The following is a 23450-nucleotide window of genomic DNA, read 5'->3' as shown; positions in this document are numbered from 1 at the left end:
ATACGGTGATCAGAAGTTGCCCAGTGTTCATTCAATCAAACTGATCTTAGTATCCAGTATTTTAGGTAATTCTCTAAATACTTTGACTATACACAAAGTAATAGCTATATTGCTTCTGTCTATGAGTAGTTCGGTTTGATTCTTTCCTATTTATCCTCAAGACAGGGGTTAACACTTTTAAAATGGTTAACAGGAAATAATTCGAGATTTTCACGTCAGCAGCGACTTCCTTTTTTAGCGTAAAACTTATGTCCTTCTCTTCTATTGTGCGTGCTTTGGCGCGATCGCCTCTTACCGCAGAACTAATTACTAAACTCAATAAGCAACAGGAATTGCGGTTAAATGGGATTTCTCGGCTACCCAAAGGACTGGTAGCTTCAGCATTAGCAAATTATGAAGATCAGGATTTATGTGTGGTCTGTGCCACTCTAGAGGAAGCTGGGCGGGTTTTTGCCCAAATGGAAGCAATGGGATGGAAAACTGTCCACTTTTATCCCACGTCCGAAGCTTCCCCTTATGAACCCTTTGACCCTGAAAATGAGTTGAGTTGGGGTCAAATGCAGGTGTTAGCTGATTTGGTCAATGGTCAGTCGTCAGTGGTCAGTGGTCAGTTGCCAAAACAAAGAACTGCCATAATTGTGACAGTGGGGGCGTTGCAGCCGCATTTGCCACCACCGGATGCGTTTAAATCATTTTGTGTCACCTTAGAAAAAGGGATGGAATTTGATTTAGATGGGTTTGGGGAAAAAATCACGATTTTGGGATATGAACGAGTTCCCTTAGTGGAAACTGAAGGACAATGGAGTAGACGGGGAGATATTGTGGATGTGTTTCCCGTGTCCTCCGAGTTGCCTGTGCGCTTGGAATGGTTTGGCGACGAAATTGAACAAATTCGGGAATTTGACCCGGCTACCCAGCGTTCTGCCTTGGATAAGGTGGAAAAAGTTACCCTTACCCCTACAAGTTTTGCACCGATTATCAACACAGCACTTACAGAAAATGTAGAGACGTTTCATGAACCGTCTCTACAAGAGTTAGGAACATTAGAAGGAAGTCGGCGGTTTTTGGGGTTGGCTTTTGCAAAACCGGCTTCATTGCTGGATTATTTAGCAGCAAATACCCTTGTTGCCATTGATGAACCAGAACAATGTTATGCTCATAGCGATCGCTGGGTGGAAAATGCTAATAGTCAGTGGTCAGTGGTGAGTGGTCAGTTGTCGGTTGGATTACCTAAGATTCATCGAAACTTTGATGAGTGTATAGGGGAAATTAGTAATTTTAGAAAGTTATATTTATCAGAATTGTCGGAAGAAAATCATGGTTTAAATTTAGCAAGTAGACCTTTACCTGTTACACCTCACCAATTTGCCAAGTTAGGGGAAACTATTAGAAACGAGAGAGAACGCAATTTTGCAGTTTGGATAATTTCGGCTCAACCTTCCCGTTCGGTTTCTCTGCTACAAGAACATGATTGTCCTGCCCAGTTTATCCCCAATCCCCGTGATTATCAAGCTATTGATAAACTGCAAATTAATCATATCCCGATTGCTCTTAAATATTCCGGTTTAGCAGAATTAGAAGGGTTTATTTTACCTTCTTTTCGATTAGTTATTGTCACCGATAGAGAATTTTATGGACAACATTCTTTAGCTAATTTTGGTTATGTCCGCAAACGTCGTCAAGCCACATCTAAACAAGTTGATCCTAATAAATTACGTCAGGGAGATTATGTTGTTCATCGTAGTCATGGTATTGGTAAATTTGTTAAATTAGAAAGTCTAACAATTAATGATGAAACCCGTGATTATTTAGTTGTGCAATATGCAGATGGTTTATTAAGAGTTGCGGCTGACCAAGTTAGTTCTTTATCTCGTTTTCGCACCAGTGGAGATAAAGCCCCAGAATTACACAAAATGACCGGAAAAGCCTGGGAAAATACTAAGAATAAAGTCCGTAAAGCCATTAAGAAACTAGCAGTAGATTTGTTAAAATTGTATGCTGCCCGTTCTCAACAACAAGGTTTTTCCTATCCCGCAGATATGCCTTGGCAAGAAGAAATGGAAGATTCTTTTCCTTACCAACCTACCACAGATCAGCTAAAAGCTGTACAAGATGTGAAACGGGATATGGAAAGTGAAAGACCGATGGATAGGTTAGTATGTGGAGATGTGGGTTTTGGCAAAACTGAAGTGGCAATTCGGGCAATTTTTAAAGCTGTCACCGCAGGAAAGCAAGTAGCACTTTTAGCCCCAACCACAATTCTCACTCAACAACATTATCATACAATTAAAGAACGTTTTGCCCCCTATCCTGTGAACGTGGGGTTACTAAATCGGTTTCGCAGCGCAGAAGAAAAACGCAATATTCAAAAACGTCTAGCGACTGGAGAATTAGATATAGTTGTCGGGACACATCAATTATTGGGAAAAGGTGTGCAATTTAAAGATTTAGGACTTTTAGTAATTGACGAAGAACAAAGATTTGGAGTTAATCAGAAGGAAAAAATAAAAAGCCTCAAAACGCAAGTTGATGTTCTCACTCTTTCCGCAACTCCTATTCCCAGAACCTTATATATGTCATTATCAGGAATTCGGGAAATGAGTTTAATTACCACTCCACCTCCCACCAGAAGACCAATTCAAACCCATCTCGCACCTTTAAATTCTGATATTATCAGAAGTGCAATTCGTCAAGAATTAGATCGAGGTGGACAGGTATTTTATGTAGTTCCGCGAGTCGAAGGGATTGAAGAAACTACTACAAAATTGCGAGAAATGGTACCAGGAGGAAGATTTGCGATCGCTCATGGTCAAATGGACGAAAGCGAGTTAGAATCAACTATGCTGACTTTCGGTAATAATGATGCCGATATTCTTGTTTGTACGACAATTATTGAATCTGGTTTAGATATTCCGCGAGTCAACACAATATTAATTGAAGACGCGCACCGTTTTGGTCTATCTCAATTATATCAATTACGGGGTCGGGTAGGACGTGCCGGCATTCAAGCCCACGCATGGTTATTTTACCCCAAACAAAGAGAATTATCCGATGCAGCTAGACAAAGATTAAGAGCAATTCAAGAATTTACTCAACTCGGTTCTGGATATCAATTAGCAATGCGAGATATGGAAATTCGCGGAGTGGGAAACTTGCTAGGTGCAGAACAATCTGGACAAATGGATGTAATTGGCTTTGATTTGTACATGGAAATGTTAGAAGAAGCAATTCGAGAAATTAGAGGTCAAGAAATACCCAAAGTTGAAGATACCCAAATTGACCTCAATCTCACTGCATTTATCCCTGCTACCTACATTCCTGATCTTGATCAAAAAATGAGTGCTTATCGCGCTGTAGCCACAGTAAAATCAAAATATGAACTCAAACAAATTGCCGCTGAATGGACTGATAGATATGGGACTATACCAGTTCCAGCAAATCAATTATTGCGAGTTATGGAATTAAAACAATTAGCTAAAAATCTGGGATTTAGTCGCATTAAACCAGAGAATAAACAGCATATTGTTTTAGAAACCCCAATGGAAGAACCAGCTTGGAATCTCTTAGCAGAAAACCTCACTCCCACAATGAAAGCAAGGTTTGTTTATTCTCCTGGGAAGGTAACAGCAAGAGGTTTAGGAGTATTTAAAGCAGATCAACAATTGCAGACTTTAATTGATACTTTTGTAAAAATACAAGGGGCAATTTCAGAAACTGCTGGAGTTTAATTTTATTGGGTAATAGTCACCTAACAAAAAAGGTTCTTCGGTTTTTTTTATGGAAATCCTGGTTCAAAATCATTGGCAGTCTTATTGTGTGGGCATTTCATTGAAAATATGGGGAATCTTACAAAAAAGAATGTAGAGACTTTCCATAAAACATCTCTACAACAATTTTGGAAACCGCACATTTAATCAATTGGATCAATACCCAGTGCGCGTAATTGTTCTGTCAATCTTCTAGCCCGTTGGCTTTCTTGTTCAGCCCGTTGATGTTCTTGTTCAGCCCGTTGATGTTCTTGTTCTACCTTTTCGACTGCCCAGGGTAATAGATTACCTGCTTGATCCCACCATCTTAGCCAGTAACCTATGCGCCCCTCTTTTTCTCCTTCCCACAATCCCAAAAATAATCCCATGTCTGTAATCCAGTAGCGATTATTCTCGTCTATTGGCTGTAATTTATACTGTCCCGACTCAATTTGATGAACTTCTAATTCAGCCGTCAGGGGGTCAAAAATTACATAGGTAGGGACTTGGAGAATTTGTTCATAAAAAAACCATTTTCCGGGGGGGAAGGCGCGTCTAGCTGAGTATTCTTTCCCGTCTGTATCTGAGCAAAATTCCATGACAACGCGGGGAATTTCTCCTTCCAGATTAGGTGTATAACTGCGTCTATCTGTTGTCCCAGACAAGGGTAAAACTGTCTGCACGAAAAACCAATCTGGGGCTTTAACAACTAGTTTGCCATCCATTGTGGCACAAATACCCAAATTAGCAGCTATCAGCATGGTGGGTTGAATGTATCCACTCAGTTCTAGACTTTCTCGTAATGCCCCTGCAATTAATGGTTGTGCAGTGTTTTCCACAGGTTCTTCTTCTAGGATAAAATCTTCGGGTAATCCTTCCCAAGAAATTGCTATTGTTGATAGTTGTGGAGCAGTCGAGATTGGAGTAGCCACCATAACTCTAACTCCCTGTTGTGAGGATTTTTTGTAATTTATTATCGTCCTATTGTAGCTGAATATTTCGATTCTTAATTTAACTGTTGGCGGAGTTGCTGAAATAAACTTGAAGAGTCAACAATTTCCAACTTTGTATTTTGGAGCGAAACATAATTCATCTCGCTATTATAGCGGTTATTGGTTGAGTGAAATACAAGAACCCCACCCCCAACCCCCTCCCCGCAAGCGAGGAGGGGGCTTATAACTATATCTCATTCAAGTGTATAGTGCTATATACAATGGTGACGTACTCCACACACTCCTTTTCAGGTGAGTGTGGGCTTCTCAGTGACTCCTCTATGAGGACATTAACTGAGCTTTAAGACCGTGCGCCCCACGGTTCTTTGGTTTTGAGATTTGTTTTTTGTTTTGTAGGCTGCATTTGGAGCATTTAATTGGACTACACCTACTTTTTTATAATAACATAAAATCAATATTTTGTTCGTTTCGTCGCTGTAGCCTTCTTTGTTTTCGCTACGCTCAAATACAATTTGGGCTACGCAACTCAACTCACGCGCATTCATCCCACGCTTCTAAGAGTGAGACGTGGGGCTTCTGCTGATTAAGCTAAAAATCAGTATTAGTCAGGTTGAGTAGATGGAGAAAAACTTTCCTGAAAATTTAACTCCTCATATACAGCCAATGTTTCTTGGTGTACACGGGCAACATTTAACCATTCTAGATTGTCCTGCGATCGCTGTTTCCATTCCTGAAGTATATTCGCATCACTCAATAATTTCACTAATGCCTGAGCCAATTGATGACTATCCTGCACCGGCACTAAGATCCCCGCTTTGCCATTATCTAACGCCTCTGGAATCCCGTCCACCTTCGTAGCCACAATTGCCAGCCCTGCTTCCCTCGCTTCCGAAAGCACCAAGGGACAAGGATCACGGTGGGAAGCCAAGACAAAAATATCACAGGCTAGTAAATAACGTTGGGGTTCAGGCTGAAACCCTTCAAAGTGAATCCGATGACTCACAGCCGTTGCTTGGGCTTGAGACTCAAATATTTGTTTATCTGGACCATTTCCCACCAAATATAAATGTACTTCGGGAAAATCCTGAGCAATTTCTTCAAAAGCCGCAATTAATTCAGTGATGCCCTTTCTTTTATACATTCCTGCTACGGTGGCTATCGCTGGACTTTGTAAACTTAAAGGTTGATAATCGGATATTTTCCTAGTCCGAGGACTGCCCAATGTCCCATTACAAATTACCCGTAATTTTTGTTTGGGGATTCCCCGTTGTACCATCGAATTTTTGACAGCCTTACTAACAGCAATTACTCGGTCTGCTAAACCCATTAATAGGCTACTAGGTTGAAATTCATTATGGACAGTAGCCACTAAAATATATCTATTTTCCCATCTCAAAGCCCGCGCTAACACCACACCAGTCATCATGTGAGCATGAACTATATCTGGTTGAAATTCTTGCACAATTTTCCGATAAGCGATCGCCGCCTTCATCATTGTTATTGGCTGACGACTTTGGTTAATTTCGTAATGTTTAACACCAAATTGATTTAATAATTTTTCGTACCCCCCTCCCGCTGAAATTACCGCCACATCATCGCCAGATTGGGATTGTAAACAAGCTAAATCCACAGCTACATTGACAATACCATTACCGATTTCCTGGACATGATTTAATATATGTATGATTCGCATAAAGTTAAAAATGTGTATCAAAACTTAAATACATTTCAGCAAAGAAAGATTAATCATCTAATTCAAAGGGAACAGGGAACGGGCAACAGGGAACAGGAAAAACTCATGTTTAAAAACATGAGATTGAAATAATGACACTGTTTTTTTCGTGCTACGCATCTGGTAAAAACATCCTTTTTTTGACTGAAGCTCTAAACTGGTGCAAATGAGTGTTTCTTATTTGCTCCCTGTTCCCTTCTTTTGTAAGTGAATGGAAAAAAGACTAAATATGTAAGGAAAAGTCAAGTTGCCCAAAACCTCTTTTCTGTTCCCTTGCCATAACAACAATTTTTAACGCCAACCTACTTAATTACCTGATAACTGCTATATCTATGTCGGTCTTTCTGATAAGTCATGCTTACTATATACAGATCCAGTATAATCTAACTGTACATTAAGAAACATATATCAAAGATAATTTGGGGTAGTTAACTTATACTGAATTATTAATTAATAATCACCGTTTTTTACTCTGATCAGGATCTTCCTATTAATTATCATTTAAGCATTCAGTATTCAGCTATCAGTTTTCAATACGGAAATACAGAATGTTAAATGTGTATAACTTTCAGGAAATAACTACTTCCTCATCTCCACTATTACTGCTGATAGCTGAATGCTGACATCAAATATTAAATCAAGGTGATAAACGCTCGATTTCCCATCCGTCATTATCTACACGAGTATATAACAGGCGGTCATGTAAACGACTCGATCTTCCCTGCCAAAACTCAATTTTTTGGGGAATCACGCGAAAACCACCCCAATGGGGAGGACGAGGAACTTCCTGAGTTTCGTATTTGCGCTGAAATTCTTGTAATTGTAATTCTAAAAATTCCCTACTCGCAATTACTTCGCTTTGATTAGAAGCCCAAGCACCTAAACGACTATATGTAGGGCGGATTTCAAAATAGCTATCAGATTCTGCTGCGGAAATTTTTTCCACAGTTCCCACAATTCTGACCTGGCGTTCTAATTCCGCCCACCAAAAAACCAAAGCAGCATGGGGGTTTACTGTCAATTCCTGTCCTTTTTGGCTATTGTAATTAGTAAATAAGACAAACCCCCGTTCATCAAAATCTTTGAGTAATACCATTCTCGCCGAAGGCTGACCATCGGACGTACAGGTAGCCAAAGTCATAGCATTAGGTTCAGGTAGCTGGGCTGATAGGGACTGACTGAACCAAATTTTGAATTGTATAAATGGATTTGGATCAATTTGTTTCTCATTCAAATCTTGTAATGTGTAGTCTTTGCGAAGATCGGCTATGTTAGTATCCATTTTTGTTATTTCCTCAAATTTAGATCAGCTAAAATTTATGATCAAAATCAGTAAATAGTTTAGACAATAGTAATACCTTGTCCATTTTCCGTAGGTTGGGTTAAGCGACAGCGCAACCCAACAAATGCGTTAGGTTTCATGCTGATTGCTTGGCGTTCACGCAGTATCCCGCAGGGATACGTTTACGTTCCACGGCTTTTTCCAATTTGGACAAGGTATTGACAATAGGAAATGGAAATTACCAAAGTATGGCTTCCGCCACACTAGGTCTCCTACACCTGAAGTCCTTGCTTATACATTAAATCAGATGCGCCGTCTTGCTTCTCTGCAAACTCTGTTAACTTATGGACTCAGTGGGCCAATTATCGCCCTCAATATCTGGCTACTGTCTGTATTATTCCATTTTTTCCAGAATCCAATTACTATTCTCAGTATTGCTGCAATTCTAGCTTTTCTATTGAATTACCCGGTTAAGTTACTGGAGAAAGTCAGAGTTACCCGTACTCAAGCAGTAATTATTGTTTTACTGCTGACTTTAACTTTGTTTATTGTTTTGGGTGTTACCCTTGTACCAATGGTCATTGACCAAACCATTCAATTGTTAAATAAGATTCCTGATTGGTTAGCGACTAGTCAAGCTAATTTAGATCACCTAGAAAGTTTAGCAAAGCAGCGGCGGTTATCTATAGATTTAAAGCTGGTAACAAACCAAATAAATGCTAATATTCAGAATTTAGTACAGCAAATAGCTTCAGGGGCGGTAGGATTTGCAGGAACATTGTTATCAGGAATACTCAACGTAGTATTGGTCATTGTTCTAGCTTTTTATATGCTCATATATGGCGATCGCGTTTGGTCTGGTTTAGTTAACATTCTCCCGTCTAATATTGGTATTCCTTTTAGCCGCTCATTACAGTTAAATTTTCAAAACTTTTTTTTGAGCCAATTATTGCTAGGACTATTTATGGTCATAGCCCTTACACCCATTTTCTTATTTCTGAAAATTCCATTTGCCCTGTTATTTGCTATTATTATCGGTATTTCTGGGCTTATTCCCGTTGTTGGTGCAACTTTAGGCATTGGTTTAGTCACATTGTTGGTATTAATCCAAAATTGGTGGTTAGCCTTTCCAGTCGCTACAATGGCAGTTATCATGCAACAAATCAAAGACAATTTGTTAGCACCAAAATTAATGGGCAATTTTATTGGACTTAACCCTTTATGGATTTTTATTGCCATTTTAATGGGATTTGAAATTGCTGGACTATTAGGAACACTCGTTGCTGTGCCAATTGCGGGAACTATCAAAGGCACTTTTGATGCCATTAAAGGCAGTGATCACAGCGATTTTGTCTCTACTTTTCGAGCTAATTACGGCTCGGAATTTGAACAAGATGAATAAATTGGTCATTGGTCATTGGTCATTGGTGAAAACCATTCTTCTTCCTCCCCCTACTCCCCCTACTCCCCCTACTCCCCCTACTCCCCCTACTCCCCTACTCCCCCTACTCCCCCTACTCCCCCTACTCCCCTACTCCCCCTACTCCCCCTACTCCCCCTACTCCCCCTACTCCCCCTACTCCCCCTACTCCTGAACTCCTGACTTCTGGTATATGAAATTTTGAATTAAATGGATGCAGTCGAACTATTAGAAACAATTACACACCTCATTGAGCAAGCTGAAAAAGGGGAAATTGACCCTTGGGACGTGCGAGTTATTGAGGTGATTGACCATTACTTAGAATTGATGGCTCCAGAAGCAAGAACTATCAGAGGCTATGAAAGTGACTTGTCTCAATCTGGACAGGCTTTTTTATCAGCATCAATGCTTGTATTATTTAAAGCTAATACATTAATGCAGTTGTCGACAGTATATAATAGCTCAGAAGAAGTTGTAGATGATACACTATTAGAAATTGAGGATGGATTGTTATATCCAGCCCATCGTTTGCAACTGGAGCAACACTTACGCCGTCGTCCAGCAGCTATGCCACCCCCAAAACGGCGGGTAACTTTACAAGAGTTAATAGACCAGTTACAAATTATGGCCAGCCAACTAAAGCTGGTAGAAACAGTAGATAAACCTAAGCGACTGAAACGTCAACCTAGTGTGCAAACTATGAGGGAAGCCCTAGAGTTAGCACACCAGGAAAATTTAACGGAAGTCGCGCTAGAACTAGAGCAGCTATTAAACTCTGCTGCTAAAGGGCAAAATTTAGAGGAACAATGCTGGAATTTAGAACAACTGATAGATTTGTGGATAAAGACAAAACAACCAGAGAAAAAAGCTTCTCATCATGAATCAGAACACGGTGACTTAGTTAGCGTTTTTTGGGCGTTATTACTGCTATCGGCTCAATCTAAGGTAGAACTATTTCAACAAGAATTTTACCAGGAAATTCAAATCCGCTTACTTACTTAAAGGCAGGGAGCAGGGAGTAGAGAGTAAGGGGAGTTGGGGAAGTGGGGGAGGTGGGGGAAGTGGGGGAAGTGGGGGAGGTGGGGGAAGTAAAAGGGGAGAAATATTCTTGTGCAACTGACAACTGACAACTGACAAAGGAAATAAAATTTTATGAAAGCGATGATTCTTGCTGCGGGAAAGGGTACTCGTATCCGTCCCATTACGTATACAATTCCCAAACCGATGATTCCTATACTGCAAAAGCCGGTTATGGAATTTTTGCTGGAGTTATTACGTCAACATGGCTTTGACGAAATTATGGTCAATGTCAGCCATTTGGCGGAGGAAATAGAAAGTTATTTCCGAGATGGTCAGCGGTTTGGAGTGCAGATTGCCTATTCTTTTGAAGGTAAAATTGATGATGACGGTAAACTCGTCGGTGAGGCTATTGGTTCGGCTGGGGGTATGCGTCGGATTCAAGATTTTTCCCCATTTTTTGACGACACATTTGTAGTGTTGTGTGGTGATGCTTTAATTGATTTAGATTTAACTGCGGCGGTAAAGTGGCATAAATCCAAAGGGGCGATCGCTACTATTATTACCAAATCAGTTCCCAAGGAAGAAGTTTCTAGTTATGGTGTGGTAGTTACGGACGACGATAATCGCATTCAAGCTTTCCAAGAAAAACCAACTGTTGAAGAAGCTCTTAGCACTAATATCAATACAGGTATTTATATTTTTGAGCCAGAGGTGTTTAGGTATATACCCTCTGGGATGGAGTATGACATTGGTGGCCAATTATTTCCCCAACTTGTGGCAGATAATGCCCCTTTTTACGCCATTCCTATGGATTTTGAATGGGTAGATATTGGTAAAGTTCCTGATTATTGGCGAGCAATTCGTGGTGTTTTATCAGGGGAAATTAAGAATGTACAAATCCCTGGACATGAAGTTTTTCCAGGTATTTTTACTGGATTAAATGTATCTGTAAATTGGGATAAAGTAGATATTACTGGACCTGTTTATATTGGGGGAATGACTAAAATTGAGGATGGCGCAAAAATCATTGGTCCGGCGATGATTGGTCCAAATTGTTGGATTTGCAGTGGTGCGACTGTAGATAACAGTGTGATTTTTGAATGGTCGCGTTTAGCTCCAGGTGTGCGTTTGGTAGATAAGCTGGTGTTTGGACGTTATTGTGTGGATAAGACGGGGGCATCAATTGATGTCCAAGCTGCGGCTTTAGATTGGTTAATTACTGATGCTCGTCAAACTCCACCTTCTCAAAAGCCTTTAGAACACCAAGCGATCGCCGAATTATTGGGAACAAACTCAATTTAGTCAGTGGTCATTTGTCAGTTGTCAGTTGTCAGCTATCGGCTGTAATTTACTACTAACTAATGACCAATAACTAATGACTAATGACCAATAACTAATGACTATTCAAGTAAGTATACCGTTGTAAACTTTGCTCGTAAGTTTGTAGTAGTCGCTGGGACTCTGTTATGGTGATATGCTGCTCTTCTAAAGCTCGCTCACAACGTTGGCGAATATTTTCTATCATGTCTTCAGAATCATACTGGACATAGCTTAAAACTTCACTCATGGTATCGCCCTTGACAACGTGTTCAATTTGATAACCCTTGGGGGTTAAATTAATGTGAACAGCGTTAGTATCACCGAAGAGGTTATGTAAATTTCCCATAATTTCCTGGTACGCTCCATTCAGGAACATTCCTAGATAATAGGGTTTCCCCGGCTCAAATTTGTGCAGTTCTAAAACTGATTTGACATCCCGTAAATCTATAAAGCGGTCTATTTTTCCATCACTATCACAGGTTAAGTCCGCTAAAATTCCTCTGCGAGTTGGTTCTTCATCAAGGCGATGTATGGGCATAATGGGAAATAGTTGATCTATCGCCCAACAATCTGGTGCTGATTGAAACACTGAAAGATTGATGTAGTAAATGGAAGCCATAATTTTTTCCAGGTCTTCCAACTCATCAGGTACGTATTCTTCCTGACGGATAAGAGTTAAAACTTTTTGACAACAAGCCCAGTAAAGACGCTCGGCTTTAGCGCGTTCGTTGAGGCGCAAAATTCCTAAGTTGAAACGACTGATGGCTTCTTCTTTAAATTGAGCAGCATCGTGATAGAACTCTTGGTAATTTTCCTTATTAATGGATTGGTAGGTTTCCCAGAGATATTTAATGATTGGGGATTCTCCCTCTTGGTGAGGAGAAGGGGGATCAAGAGGCACATCACTGGTGCTGAGAACATCAAAGATTAAAACCGATTGGTGGGAAGAAATCGCCCGACCACTTTCACTAACTAGCGTTGGTACGGGAATATGCTTTTCATCACAGGTGTCTTTTAACTCTGCTACGATATCGTTAGCATAGTTTTGCATATTGTAGTTTTTCGAGGTGTAGAAATTGGTTTGAGAGCCATCGTAATCTACACCTAAGCCGCCACCAACGTCTAAATACTTCATATCTGCCCCTAACATTGCCAATTCTACATAAATGCGGCTGGCTTCTTGGATGGCATCTTTAATGACATTGATCGCGGAGATTTGAGAACCAATGTGGAAGTGTAATAATTGCAAAGAACCGAGTAAGTCGGCTGCACCTAATTTTTCCACAGCTTCCATAATTTCAGGAATTGTTAACCCAAATTTAGCGCGATCGCCTGTGGAAGTTCCCCAACGTCCCATTCCTTGGGTACTTAATTTCGCTCTTACTCCTAAGATGGGCTTAATGCCTAATTGACGACTAGCCGTAATAGCTAAATCTACCTCTTCAATTTGCTCTAGGACGATAACTGGTGTTTGTCCTAGTTTTTGGGCTAACATCGCTGTTTCGATGTATTCCTGGTCTTTGTAGCCGTTGCAAATTAACAATGCTCCTGGTGTATCCAACAAAGCCAGAGCAATCATTAATTCTGGCTTAGAACCTGCTTCTAAACCAAATTGATGAGGTTTACCAAACCGAACTAAATCTTCGATCAGGTGGCGTTGTTGATTACACTTAACTGGAAATACTCCCCGATATACACCAGGATAGTTATAGCGAGCGATCGCCTTAGCAAAACAAGCGTTTAACCGCTCAATTCGGTCTTCCAAAATATCAGAAAACCGGATTAACATGGGCAGACCCAAATTACGCTGCTTTAAAGCATTTACCAACTCAAACAAGTCTAATGACCCACCGCGTTCACCCTTGGGAGAAACAGTAACATGACCAGCCGCATTAATCGAAAAATAAGGCTGTCCCCAACCTTCAATGCGGTAAAGGTCTTCACTGTTCTCAATTTTCCAAGGCGCAGGTAAATCTCCTGTACTTGTACTAGGTACTAACAGTTGTTTCTTTTTTTGGCGTTTTAGTTCGGATTTATGCCCATTAGATGGCATTTTCACAATCTCATCAGCGGTTGACTCGACACCCATTTTTTCCTGACCTCTGTATTGCGCCCACGAAATAACAATTTAACAAAATAGTCTGGTAACGGATATACAACTAGAAATAATTTCTGATTAAGAATTAGTAATTAGAAGTATGGTTAATACCATGTTGCGCTACCCATAGAGGGGTAAGTAAGCCTTGCTAGTAGTTCGTCAAATTTATTTTGACGGGTAATGATCGGAAAAAACTTCTGTTCTTCCCTCCCCTGTCACCGGTGCCTCTCTTCTCCCCCTGCTTGCCTTCACCCGTCATTTTCGGGTTGACAGACTACTAGGTTTTGACCAGAAAGAAAAGAAAACTATCTTTGCTTAATTCCCTGATCTCTGCAAATTTTTCGGGAAAATTCGCAAAACTACTAGACAAGAGACATCAATACAACTGACAATTAACCCATCAAAATTAGATTATGTTTTTGGAGACAGATTTGGAACGCACATTTTTAGCAATTAAGCCTGACGGTGTCCAGCGCGGACTAGTGGGTGAAATTATCCGCCGATTTGAAACCAAAGGCTTTACCCTGGTGGGTTTAAAGTTTATGAAAGTCAGTAAGGAATTAGCGGAAAAACATTATGATGTTCACCGTGAAAGACCTTTTTTCCCTGGTTTAGTGGAATTTATCATTTCTAGTCCTGTGGTAGCAATGGTTTGGCAAGGTGAGGGCGTTGTGGCAGCAGCCAGAAAAATTATTGGCGCAACCAACCCTTTAACAGCAGAACCAGGCACAATTCGCGGCGATTTTGGTGTTAATGTCGGTCGTAACCTCATTCATGGTTCTGATGCTCAAGAAACCGCTCAAACAGAAATTGCGCTGTGGTTTAAGGAAGAGGAGTTAGTCGCTTGGCAACCTCATTCTACACCTTGGTTAAGTGAGTAGTTAGGGATTGGTAATGGGTAATGGGTAATGGGTAGTAAAACTGTTCCCTGTTCCCTGTTACCTGTTCCCTGTTCCCTAATCACTTCGATACTTCAGCTTTTTCCTTTTCTTCTGGGGCTAATTCTACAACGTTGCGTTTAGAGAAGCCCCAGGCTAAGATGATCCCAATGGCAGTCACTACGAGCCATTCTGGTGGGACTAAATCGTCGTTGATGACTTTTAATAAGAGACGTAAACCCACAAATGCTACAGTGATATAGCCTGCGTCTTCTAAGTTTGTATATTCATCTAACCAGCGGATAAATAATCCAGCCATAAATCGGAGGGTGACAATCCCAATGGTTGTACCTGTGATTACTAACCATATTTCTTGAGAAACGGCGATCGCTGTGGTGACACTATCCAAGGAAAAGGCTAAATCTGTAAAGGCAATTACGGGGATAGCTTGCCATAAAGATTTAAAACGTGGTCCATGATGGTGATTGTTTTCATCTTCTTGGGAACTGAAGTGTTGAAATACTAGCCATAATAGATAAACAGCACCCAATAGTTCAAATTGCCAAAATTTCTGTACCCAGGTAGCTGTTAACAGTAGGGTAATGCGGAGAACATAAGCGAAGACTAACCCAATATTTAGGGCTTGACGTTCTAGTTTCTTGTCTTCTAGTCCTTGGGCGATCGCAGCGAGAGCGATCGCATTATCAGCCGACAGTACTGCTTCTAAAATCACTAATATTAAGAGGACTATAGAAGCTTCAACACTGAAATGAAAATTTAAGTAATCAAATATTTGGTCTAACATTCCAATTTCTCAGGCAAAAATTTAAGAATCTACAGGATACGGGATTAGAGATTTTTATTGTCGAAACTACAATAAGTTACAAAAAAGGGAACAGGGAACAGGGAACAGAGAAGAAACTAAAGTTTCAGAGTTTAGAGTTTCAGTCAAAAAAAACAGTTGTCACTAACTGCTCCTTACTCCCACCTTGCCCCCTGCTTCCTGTTCCCTTTGAGTACTTCCATCTATCTTAACGTGCATTTAGCCCACTTTTAACGAGTAACTCTTGTTACCAATTGCTCCCTGCCCCCTGTTCCCTCTTAATTGCTTGATATGTCATATTTTCCTGACATTATGGTAATTCTTATTATTAACAACCTTTTTCCTCATTGATTCCACAGGATTTCCACAGGTGATTTTGGACTTTTCCACAGACGTTCTACGATTTAATCAGTCATTGCTGACTTATTGGGGATTGTTAATTGTTCGCTACTAACAGGGTGGATAACCGAGTTTTTATAAAGTTATATAACAAAAATATAGTTGTAAGCCTGATTATTTCGTCAATATTTATTTTTGACTGCTAATTGTTAACATTTCGCAGCATTGACAAATCCACCCCTGGTGAGCGCAGAATAATGAGTCTTAGTTTGATTTCATTCAGCATCTGAATTTTGTGTTCTGGTTTATTTTAATTTCTCCCTACGTCCCTCACAGGGCATGAATCAGCCCTCAGTAAAACTGAACACCAATAACTTCTCTTGATTGATCTACAGGAAAATTTTATGAACACCACAGTCCCTATCTTTACGGAAATTCCCGAAACATTACAGGAATCCATGAACAACTACTTAGAAACCCATCCTGATTGGGATCAAACCCGTGTCTTAACAGCGGCTTTATCATTATTTTTGCTGCAAAATGGTGAGAGCGATCGCCGAGCGGCGCGTGTTTACTTAGAAACTTTATTTCATCAATAATCCATAAAAATACTGGATTAAATTCGTAAATCAAGTTTATTTATTTGATCCCACCAGGGGATTGGCGGGGGTTTACAGGTGGTAGTCAAATTTTAGGCAGAAGTAGCGCATTCAAATTTGTACCCTACACCACGAATAGTATGAATTAATGTTGATTGAGTAGGATCTATTTCAATTTTCTTACGAATTTGACCGATATGAACATCCACAACCCGCTGATCCCCAACATATTCATAGTCCCAAACTTCTTGAATGAGTTCGGATCGTCGCCAAACTCTAGCTGGATGACTAGCAAGAAAATATAATAAGTCAAATTCCAGCGCAGTTAGGGGAATGGGTTCGCTATTAATCATTACTTCCCGCCGCATAGAATCAATTGTTAATTTGTCAAAAATTAAGCGTTGCTGTTCGGCATTAGTCACAACTCGCTGCCGCCTTAAAATAGCCGCTACTCTTACCTCCAACTCTCCCAAGCCAAATGGCTTAGTGAGATAGTCATCAGCACCTTTAGCAAAACCGCGAATTTTATCACCTTCGTCGGTTCTACTGGTCAGGAGTAGTACAAATACGCCACTACGACTCTGCATTTCTTGACAAAGGTTAAAACCAATTACATCCGGCAGATTAACATCTAAAATTACTAAATCGGGATTAAATTGTTCAAACATACTCATACCAGTCTTCCCATCTTCGGCAGATTCAACTTGATAATTTTGTTTGAGCAAAAAGCGTTGGATTAAATTCCGAACCGCAGGATCGTCGTCAACGACAAGAATCTTAGCAAGAGCCATAGGGATTACTTTTTATAAAAGCGCATAGGATTAACAAACATGATTGCGTAGGGACGCAGGTTCTACTTTGGTACTAATTCAAAATTTACAGGGGAGAGCAATGATTATCCTGATTATTTCCATAAAATGTGATTTTTATTATGGATAGGCAAGAGGTAAATATGCTGGTATAGCAAAAGTTATGAGTAATTCAGTCTTTTTGAATTTGTGTGCGGTTGACCCGACTCGTGCTATGATTCTAGTAGATGTATAAAATTGCCTAAGACATATAATTTAGCTTAGACAGTAGAAGTCTCTCACCTACCCTATCGGGTAGGTGATGAGATGAATACAATACGCGCGAGTGAGGAATTACCCAACGAACAAAATTAAGCGCAGCTTAATCAGTGTTGTTGGGCGATGGGGAATGAACACTTTCTTGATTTTTTTTCAAATATTTGATATAATTTTCAACAGTAGGTGTAACTCAATTAAATAAATGCACCAAAAGCAGCCTATCAAAATAAAAGCTAATTGTTCGGCTTAACCAAAGAACCGTGGGACACACGGTCCTAAAGCTCAGTTAATGTCTTCATAGAAGAGTCGCTGAGAACCCCACGCTCGCCTGTTCGCGCAAGCGTGCCGCAAGGCATAAGGGAGTGTGTGGGGTGTGTCACATAGTTACTGATCTAGTTGTTGTCTTTATTTCTATAAAATCTAAAGTTGTTTTTTTGTAAAATAAAAAGTGCCGCTGATTAAGGCTAAAGTAATAACCTCCCATGAGTGATCAAAGTCCCTACGAAAAACTTGGGGTATCGGAAGACGCAAGCTTCGATGAAATCCAGGATGTTCGGAATCGCCTGTTGGAAAAACATGGTGGTGATGGCAGTGTCCGAGAAGTTATTGAAGCCGCTTATGATGCGATTTTAATGGAACGCCTGCGGATGCGCCAAGAAGGTAAGATTAAAGTGCCTGAGCGCATCCGATTTCCAGAAATGCGAGTTCCATCTTCTCCTCAAACAAGTCAGTCTCTTAGTCAGCAGTCTCCTGCATGGCTACAGCGAAGTTTAGATCAGCCCACGTTAACTGATGTCCTGCTACCAGGTGCCTGGTATCTAGGTTTGGGTGCAACGAGTTTGTTGTATCCCGGTAGTGGTGGACAGGTTTTACAACTGTCCTTGGTAGTTGGGGTCGGTATTGGTATTTACTTTCTCAATCGCAAGGAAGGAAAGTTTGGTAGAGCAGTTCTATTGACGCTGGTGAGTTTAATTGCTGGTTTAATTGCTGGTGGTCTGATTGCTGGCTTGATATTACCACTGCCATTGATAAATATGACGGCGAATCAGTTTTCTACGTTGTTGACTTTTATCTTGCTGTGGTTAGTAAGTAGTTTTTTACGTTAGGTAATGGGTAATTGGTTAACGTGAATTCGATGAACCTCACCCCAACACCTCTCCGTGTTGGAGCTATCGTGTACACACAAGTTAGATTACCCCCCTTAATCCCCCCGATGCTTTGGGGGGAAACCGGAAAAATTAGTTCCCTCCCCTTTGCAAGGGGAGGGTTAGGGAGGGGTCAAAATATTTGATACATGAATCATGACTTTTTAAACACCCTCTTAGGAGAGGTTTACCAGGGGGGTTAAAAATTATTGGTCGAACTCACGTTTGGTTCATTAGACTTCTCCAGATTGTAGAGACGTTCCATGGAACGTCTCTACAAGGGTTTCAAACGACGCACATTTAATTTTCGGAGATGTCTATTGCCGATTCCCATTATTTTTGTTTTTACTCGTTGAGGATGAAATTTACAGCGGTTTTTAAGTCTGGCATAATCAGATCAGGTTGATAAGATTCTAGTTGGGTGCGATCGCGGATACCAGATTCAACAGCGATAATTTTAATATTATGTTTTTTGGCGGCGGTAATGTCGGCCTCTGTGTCTCCCACCATCCAACTATCAGCAGCGGGGGGGAGTTCGGCTAAGGCTTTAGCCATTAACAATGGTTTATCTTCGACATCACGGGTTTTTACATAGTCGTTGCTTAGGCAATAACGGCGATTTTCTGGGAAAAATTGGCTTAAATTATGTTGATTAAAGGCATAGTCCAGTTCTCGTACCCTTCGCATTGTCATTACGGCTAAATCAACACCGGCGGCTTGAACTTGACTGAGTGCGGCTAATGCTGTGGGGACAAGAACATCATGCTGGAAATAAGGGAGGGTGTGGACTGTTTGTTTACGGATTTGGGAAAATTTTTGCCCTTGTTGGGCATCTAAACCTGATTTTAGGGCAATTTGGAGTTCGGGAGTGTGCGATCGCTTGAGTTGCCAAAATTCGGCTTTAGACAGTTCTGTAATTGTTTGTTGAGGATATCGAGTTTTCTCTAGACACAATTGATAAACACGGTAATAGCGTTCCGAAACATCCATGATTGGACCGTCAAAGTCAGTAATTAATCTCAGCATGAGTAGATAATTGGATATAGATCCCCGACTTCTCCAAGAAGTCGGGGATATGGGTATTACATCAATAATTGTAACTGTGAACCTTGCTGATTTTTACTCACTTCGATTCTGGCTTGGAAGGCTTCTTTGAGGTGGGGCATATGGGTAACAGTAAGTATACAGGCAAAATCAGCGGATATGGCGTTAATGGCGGCAATTAGGCGATCGCATCCTTCCCCATCTTGAGTCCCAAAACCTTCATCTACTACTAATAATTGTAATGATGCTCCTGCTCTTTGTGCCAATAATTTTGCCAGTGCTAAACGAATGGCAAAGTTAATTCTAAAAGCTTCCCCTCCTGAATAAGTTTCATAGGATCTCGTTCCCCTGGCATCAGCAATTAAAATATCTAAAGTATCTATTAATTTGGCATTTTTCTTACTGGATTTGCCACTGCGTCCGGCTTTTTGGGTAATAAATTGGACGTGAAATTGATTCGCACTCAATCGAGAAAGTAGTTGATTGGCTTCTGCTTCTAGTTGAGGTAAAATATTTTCAATCATTAAAGCTTGAATCCCATTTTTGCCGAAAGCTTGGGATAATTCCTGATACACACGCTGTTGTTGTTTACAATTTTGTAATTGTTGTATTCCTTGTTCATACTGATTTTGTAAAGTTTCCAATTGCAGGGACATTTGTTTTAATTGTCCTAACTGAGATATTTTATTATCTAGTTCCTGTCTGCGGTTTGCTAATTGTTGTTCTAAATTATTAATTTGGGCTGTGGGGTTGGCACTATTAGATAATTGTTTAACAATATGATCAACTTCTTGAGTTGATATTTCTCTTTCTTTCAGGATTCTTTGCCATGAATCTTCTAAATCTTGGCTTTTATTAAGTAATTGCGGATATTGTGCTTGTGCTGATAATAATTGTTGATGACGTAATTGCCAAACTTGCCCTTGTCGCACACCTTGACGCAAATAATTATGCTGTTCAGAACTATAGGCAATTTCCACAATTTGCTGTTCTAAATTAGCAATTTCTTTGGCACAATCAGAATCAGTTTGTCCCTGTTGCAGTTGCCATTGTAATTGAGTAATATTCCCTGTTAATTCTGGCTTTTTAGCTGTTAGTTGTGCTTGGCGTTTTAAGGCATCTTTAATTTGTCCTTGTTTAATTTCTGCCCACCGTAATTTATCCACCTCACTGCGGGCAAGGGCGTGGTCTTGTTCACTATAATTAAGTTGTTGAAGAGATTGATCTAATTGCTGAATTTCTGTCTGTTTTTCAGGGGCATAATCACCACTTTCTAAAGAACGTTCTAAATGTTCTTTTTGGGCAATAATTTGTAATAACTGTTGTTGGACATCACTTGTAGCTTCTAACTGTGCGGCTAATTGTCCCCGTTGTTCTCGCAATGAATCATAACCTGATAATTTTTGGGATATTTCTCGATATTCTTGTCGGAGTACCTGAATTTCTCGATCTGAAACTGCGAGTTGTTCCCGCACTACCCAAAATTGTCCTTGAGTATCCTCATATTCTAATTGGGTTTTTTCGATAACTTTACTCCAATGATGTTCATCTAAAGGACGTTCACACAAAGGACAACTAGCATCGGGATTTTGTAACATTTGCAATTTTTGTTCTAGTTCTGCCAACAACCTTTCATAATCTCGTTGGTGGGCTTGCAAACGTTCAATAAAATGTCGTCTTTCCTGTCCTTTTTCCTGGACTCTTTGGAGATAAACGCGCTTTTTGTCTAATTCTTCAATTTGCGTGCCTATTTCTATGACTGCTTGTTGTAATTGGGGTTGCCGGTGATGTTGATTTTGCAGTTGTTTTTCTGTGGCTTGCATTTGCTCTAATCGCGCGACTAAACTAGCATGAGTGCGATCTAACTGAGTTTGCAAACTGGCTCTTTGTTGTAATAATGGTGTTACCTGCATTTGCAATTGATCTAAGTTAGTCAAATGCTGACGGGCGGTATTTAATTGTAATATAGCTGTTTCGATATCCCCAGCTTTACTCAGGGTTTGATTAATTTCTTGTTCTTGCTGTTCTAAAGCTGCTAATTGAGCTTGGGCTTGTTGTAATTGACGTTCTAAATCTTGAGTTTGTTTATATAGCTGTTGTTGTTTTTGTTGTTTTAAATTGGTAGCGCGGGTATGTTGTTCAAATTTAGTGGCAAAGATTTCTTCTTGAGATTGCAGATTTTGATATTGAGTATAACCAGCTTGAATATCAGTTTGTTGATTGATAATCTTTTCTAAATCTGCTAGTTGGGACTTTACGGCTATTTGTTCTTGTTGTAAGCGATCGCTATCTTGACTGAGATTATCATATCGTTGCCGCAGAAAATTTAATTGCTGTTCCCAACTTTGTCTTTGATGTTGGATAACCTGTAAACTTTGTAACTGAATATTTTCAAAAGCCTGCACCTCTTGTAGATTATTTAGTTGCGCTTCTAACTCAGTGCGTTGAGTTTCCGTTATTTCCCGTTGTTGGAGTTGAATTTTGATATTTGCTAAAGAATTTTCTAACTCTTCTCCTTGGATTCTATAAAGTTTAGCTTTATCCTTGGCTCGTTCTTCCAACTCATCATACTGATTTAGTTTCAATAACTCTGCTAAAATTTCCTTGCGTTCAGCAGGACGTTTGAGCATAAATTCATCGGCTTTTCCTTGACGCAAATAAGCCGAATTAATAAAAGTCTCATAATCTAGCTTAATATGTTCGAGAATGACATCCTGAGTAGCTTTTAATCCCTTACCCGTCAAAGGACGAAACCCAGTAGGAGTTTCAATTTGAAATTCTAAAATACTAGTTCCACCCCTAACCCGGTTGCGAATTACCCGATAAGTTTGCTGACCACTTTGGAAAGTGAAATCAATTCGGACTTCTTTCGCACCAGCATGAATCACATCATCCTCAACAGTAGCACGGCTTTCACCCCAAGTTGCCCAAGTGATAGCTTCTAAAAGGGAAGATTTTCCCGCACCATTAGAACCACAAATGCACGCCGTATGCAAGCCGCTAAAATCTAAACTTGCATCACGGTAACTGAGAAAGTTTTTAATGATAAGTTGGACTGGGATCATTCAGGCTATAGTGCCACATTTAGAATTTTGATTGTTAACAGTACAGATGCACTTAGTTTTTAGTTTAGTCATGTAATTAGCAGGTTTCTAGTCTTGAAGACATCAATTTTACAAAAATTTACAATATCAAGACAACTTTTTTCAAATGCCATCTGATGCCATCGTCAGATATTCTGTTTTTGTTGATACAATAGGCAATAAGTGTGCTGAAGCTATAATTAGACTTAATTCTATGGACTTTGACAAAAAAGCCTTCAGCGAACGTGACATCTGTACTAAATATATTACTCCTGCCATAGTGCAAACAGCAGTTAATAGCCATTACGGGTTGGGGTAAATAAATTTCATGCTGTCATTGATGAATCGTTTCTGGGCGCAGACCCTGCGCCCCTACTTTCTGAATTTTTCATGGTCAGAATCTACTAAGTAATTGGACAAAAATATTTACAGTCATTGCGAGGGAAGGGAAGCAATCGCCAGGGTTGTGATTGCTTCATTTCACTTCGTTCCATATGGCTAACGCCACGCTGCGCTAACGCAATGACATTGTGTAATGAATTCTGTCTTACTACTTATAGGCTTTTGGAGGATTTAGAATGGTTGGTTTATTTACGCCTTTTGTACTAGTGAAGAAACTCATCATATTTCAAGCTTAAATTAGTCTTGGATTGAATATTCTCTCTTGAGAAGGATTCTGAAAATATAAAGAATCTATAGGATGGATTATATATTTTACCCTGAGTGAAGTTGGGCTTGGTTTACCCTCCAAGCCTTTTTATTTATTTGCTCGTCCTTCAACCTAATAAGTAATTGGACAAAAATATTTACAGTCATTGCGAGGGAAGGGAAGCAATCACAACCCTGGCGATTGCTTCATTTCACTTCGCTCCATATGGCTAACGCCACGCAACGCTTACGC

At 40.1% G+C, this 23450-nt stretch carries 15 protein-coding genes; 7 read left to right on the top strand and 8 right to left on the bottom strand.

Annotated features, from left to right (window positions below; all coding sequences use genetic code 11):
- The first annotated feature begins 248 nt into the window (after positions 1–248).
- A complete protein-coding gene (gene mfd / locus NG743_RS24875) occupies positions 249–3728 on the top strand; it encodes a transcription-repair coupling factor (RefSeq protein ID WP_027401360.1) in 3480 nt (1159 codons plus the stop codon).
- A 182-nt stretch (positions 3729–3910) separates the two neighbouring features.
- Here the strand turns inward: mfd and NG743_RS24870 are convergent, their stop codons facing one another.
- The 3 genes from NG743_RS24870 to pdxH all read right to left on the bottom strand — a co-directional run bounded on the left by NG743_RS24870 (position 3911) and on the right by pdxH (position 7713).
- The gene (locus tag NG743_RS24870) at positions 3911–4681 is read right to left on the bottom strand and encodes a Uma2 family endonuclease (RefSeq protein ID WP_035081386.1); all 771 of its coding nucleotides are present in this window, start codon (positions 4679–4681) and stop codon (positions 3911–3913) included.
- Positions 4682–5300: 619 nt separating this feature from the next.
- Complete coding sequence (locus NG743_RS24865) at positions 5301–6392, bottom strand: glycosyltransferase (protein ID WP_168465602.1); 1092 nt, start codon at positions 6390–6392, stop codon at positions 5301–5303.
- 676 nt (positions 6393–7068) lie between these two features.
- Entirely contained in the window at positions 7069–7713 is a 645-nt protein-coding gene (pdxH, locus tag NG743_RS24860) for a pyridoxamine 5'-phosphate oxidase (protein WP_027401363.1), read from the bottom strand.
- 307 nt (positions 7714–8020) lie between these two features.
- Here pdxH and NG743_RS24855 point away from each other — a divergent pair, with 307 nt between their 5' ends.
- The 3 genes from NG743_RS24855 to NG743_RS24845 all read left to right on the top strand — a co-directional run bounded on the left by NG743_RS24855 (position 8021) and on the right by NG743_RS24845 (position 11455).
- Entirely contained in the window at positions 8021–9115 is a 1095-nt protein-coding gene (locus NG743_RS24855) for an AI-2E family transporter (RefSeq protein ID WP_027401364.1), read from the top strand.
- Between the two features lie 228 nt (positions 9116–9343).
- Complete coding sequence (locus NG743_RS24850; RefSeq protein WP_027401365.1) at positions 9344–10135, top strand: segregation/condensation protein A; 792 nt, start codon at positions 9344–9346, stop codon at positions 10133–10135.
- Positions 10136–10285: 150 nt separating this feature from the next.
- Positions 10286–11455: a nucleotidyltransferase family protein gene (locus NG743_RS24845; RefSeq protein WP_027401366.1), complete on the top strand. Its 1170-nt coding sequence runs from the start codon at positions 10286–10288 to the stop codon at positions 11453–11455.
- Between the two features lie 91 nt (positions 11456–11546).
- Here the strand turns inward: NG743_RS24845 and speA are convergent, their stop codons facing one another.
- Entirely contained in the window at positions 11547–13562 is a 2016-nt protein-coding gene (gene speA, locus NG743_RS24840) for a biosynthetic arginine decarboxylase (protein WP_027401367.1), read from the bottom strand.
- Between the two features lie 440 nt (positions 13563–14002).
- On the opposite strand from speA, the gene ndk reads away from it, so the two are divergent.
- The gene (gene ndk / locus NG743_RS24835) at positions 14003–14452 is read left to right on the top strand and encodes a nucleoside-diphosphate kinase (protein ID WP_027401368.1); all 450 of its coding nucleotides are present in this window, start codon (positions 14003–14005) and stop codon (positions 14450–14452) included.
- A 79-nt stretch (positions 14453–14531) separates the two neighbouring features.
- Here the strand turns inward: ndk and NG743_RS24830 are convergent, their stop codons facing one another.
- Positions 14532–15254 carry a TerC family protein gene (locus tag NG743_RS24830; RefSeq protein ID WP_027401369.1) on the bottom strand — a complete coding sequence of 241 codons (723 nt, stop codon included), beginning with the start codon at positions 15252–15254 and terminating at the stop codon, positions 14532–14534.
- A gap of 761 nt (positions 15255–16015) precedes the next feature.
- On the opposite strand from NG743_RS24830, the gene NG743_RS24825 reads away from it, so the two are divergent.
- On the top strand, positions 16016–16210 hold the full coding sequence (locus tag NG743_RS24825) for a DUF2811 domain-containing protein (protein WP_027401370.1): 195 nt from the start codon (positions 16016–16018) through the stop codon (positions 16208–16210).
- Between the two features lie 92 nt (positions 16211–16302).
- Here the strand turns inward: NG743_RS24825 and NG743_RS24820 are convergent, their stop codons facing one another.
- Positions 16303–17001, bottom strand: a complete 699-nt coding sequence (locus NG743_RS24820; RefSeq protein ID WP_027401371.1) for a response regulator transcription factor — start codon at positions 16999–17001, stop codon at positions 16303–16305.
- Positions 17002–17759: 758 nt separating this feature from the next.
- Between NG743_RS24820 and NG743_RS24815 the strand changes: the two genes are divergently transcribed.
- On the top strand, positions 17760–18383 hold the full coding sequence (locus NG743_RS24815; protein WP_027401372.1) for a CPP1-like family protein: 624 nt from the start codon (positions 17760–17762) through the stop codon (positions 18381–18383).
- Positions 18384–18767: 384 nt separating this feature from the next.
- Here NG743_RS24815 and NG743_RS24810 read toward each other — a convergent pair whose 3' ends face one another.
- Positions 18768–19448, bottom strand: a complete 681-nt coding sequence (locus NG743_RS24810; RefSeq protein ID WP_257121097.1) for an HAD family hydrolase — start codon at positions 19446–19448, stop codon at positions 18768–18770.
- 56 nt (positions 19449–19504) lie between these two features.
- Entirely contained in the window at positions 19505–22531 is a 3027-nt protein-coding gene (gene sbcC / locus NG743_RS24805) for an exonuclease subunit SbcC (protein WP_257121096.1), read from the bottom strand.
- Positions 22532–23450 lie beyond the last annotated feature (919 nt).

Origin of the sequence: Dolichospermum heterosporum TAC447, from assembly GCF_024584745.1 — a bacterium.
Taxonomy (GTDB): domain Bacteria; phylum Cyanobacteriota; class Cyanobacteriia; order Cyanobacteriales; family Nostocaceae; genus Dolichospermum; species Dolichospermum heterosporum.
The sequence above is the reverse complement of the archived record's forward strand: the minus strand, read 5'-3'. Positions and strand labels throughout refer to the sequence as shown.

Bases quoted from the DNA above. Each gene is read 5' to 3' on its own strand.
- mfd (WP_027401360.1), top strand. From the start codon at position 249: ATGTCCTTCTCTTCTATTGTGCGTGCTTTGGCGCGATCGCCTCTTACC.
- NG743_RS24870 (WP_035081386.1), bottom strand. From the start codon at position 4,681: ATGGTGGCTACTCCAATCTCGACTGCTCCACAACTATCAACAATAGCA.
- NG743_RS24865 (WP_168465602.1), bottom strand. From the start codon at position 6,392: ATGCGAATCATACATATATTAAATCATGTCCAGGAAATCGGTAATGGT.
- pdxH (WP_027401363.1), bottom strand. From the start codon at position 7,713: ATGGATACTAACATAGCCGATCTTCGCAAAGACTACACATTACAAGAT.
- NG743_RS24855 (WP_027401364.1), top strand. From the start codon at position 8,021: ATGCGCCGTCTTGCTTCTCTGCAAACTCTGTTAACTTATGGACTCAGT.
- NG743_RS24850 (WP_027401365.1), top strand. From the start codon at position 9,344: ATGGATGCAGTCGAACTATTAGAAACAATTACACACCTCATTGAGCAA.
- NG743_RS24845 (WP_027401366.1), top strand. From the start codon at position 10,286: ATGAAAGCGATGATTCTTGCTGCGGGAAAGGGTACTCGTATCCGTCCC.
- speA (WP_027401367.1), bottom strand. From the start codon at position 13,562: ATGGGTGTCGAGTCAACCGCTGATGAGATTGTGAAAATGCCATCTAAT.
- NG743_RS24830 (WP_027401369.1), bottom strand. From the start codon at position 15,254: ATGTTAGACCAAATATTTGATTACTTAAATTTTCATTTCAGTGTTGAA.
- NG743_RS24825 (WP_027401370.1), top strand. From the start codon at position 16,016: ATGAACACCACAGTCCCTATCTTTACGGAAATTCCCGAAACATTACAG.
- NG743_RS24820 (WP_027401371.1), bottom strand. From the start codon at position 17,001: ATGGCTCTTGCTAAGATTCTTGTCGTTGACGACGATCCTGCGGTTCGG.
- NG743_RS24815 (WP_027401372.1), top strand. From the start codon at position 17,760: ATGAGTGATCAAAGTCCCTACGAAAAACTTGGGGTATCGGAAGACGCA.
- NG743_RS24810 (WP_257121097.1), bottom strand. From the start codon at position 19,448: ATGCTGAGATTAATTACTGACTTTGACGGTCCAATCATGGATGTTTCG.
- sbcC (WP_257121096.1), bottom strand. From the start codon at position 22,531: ATGATCCCAGTCCAACTTATCATTAAAAACTTTCTCAGTTACCGTGAT.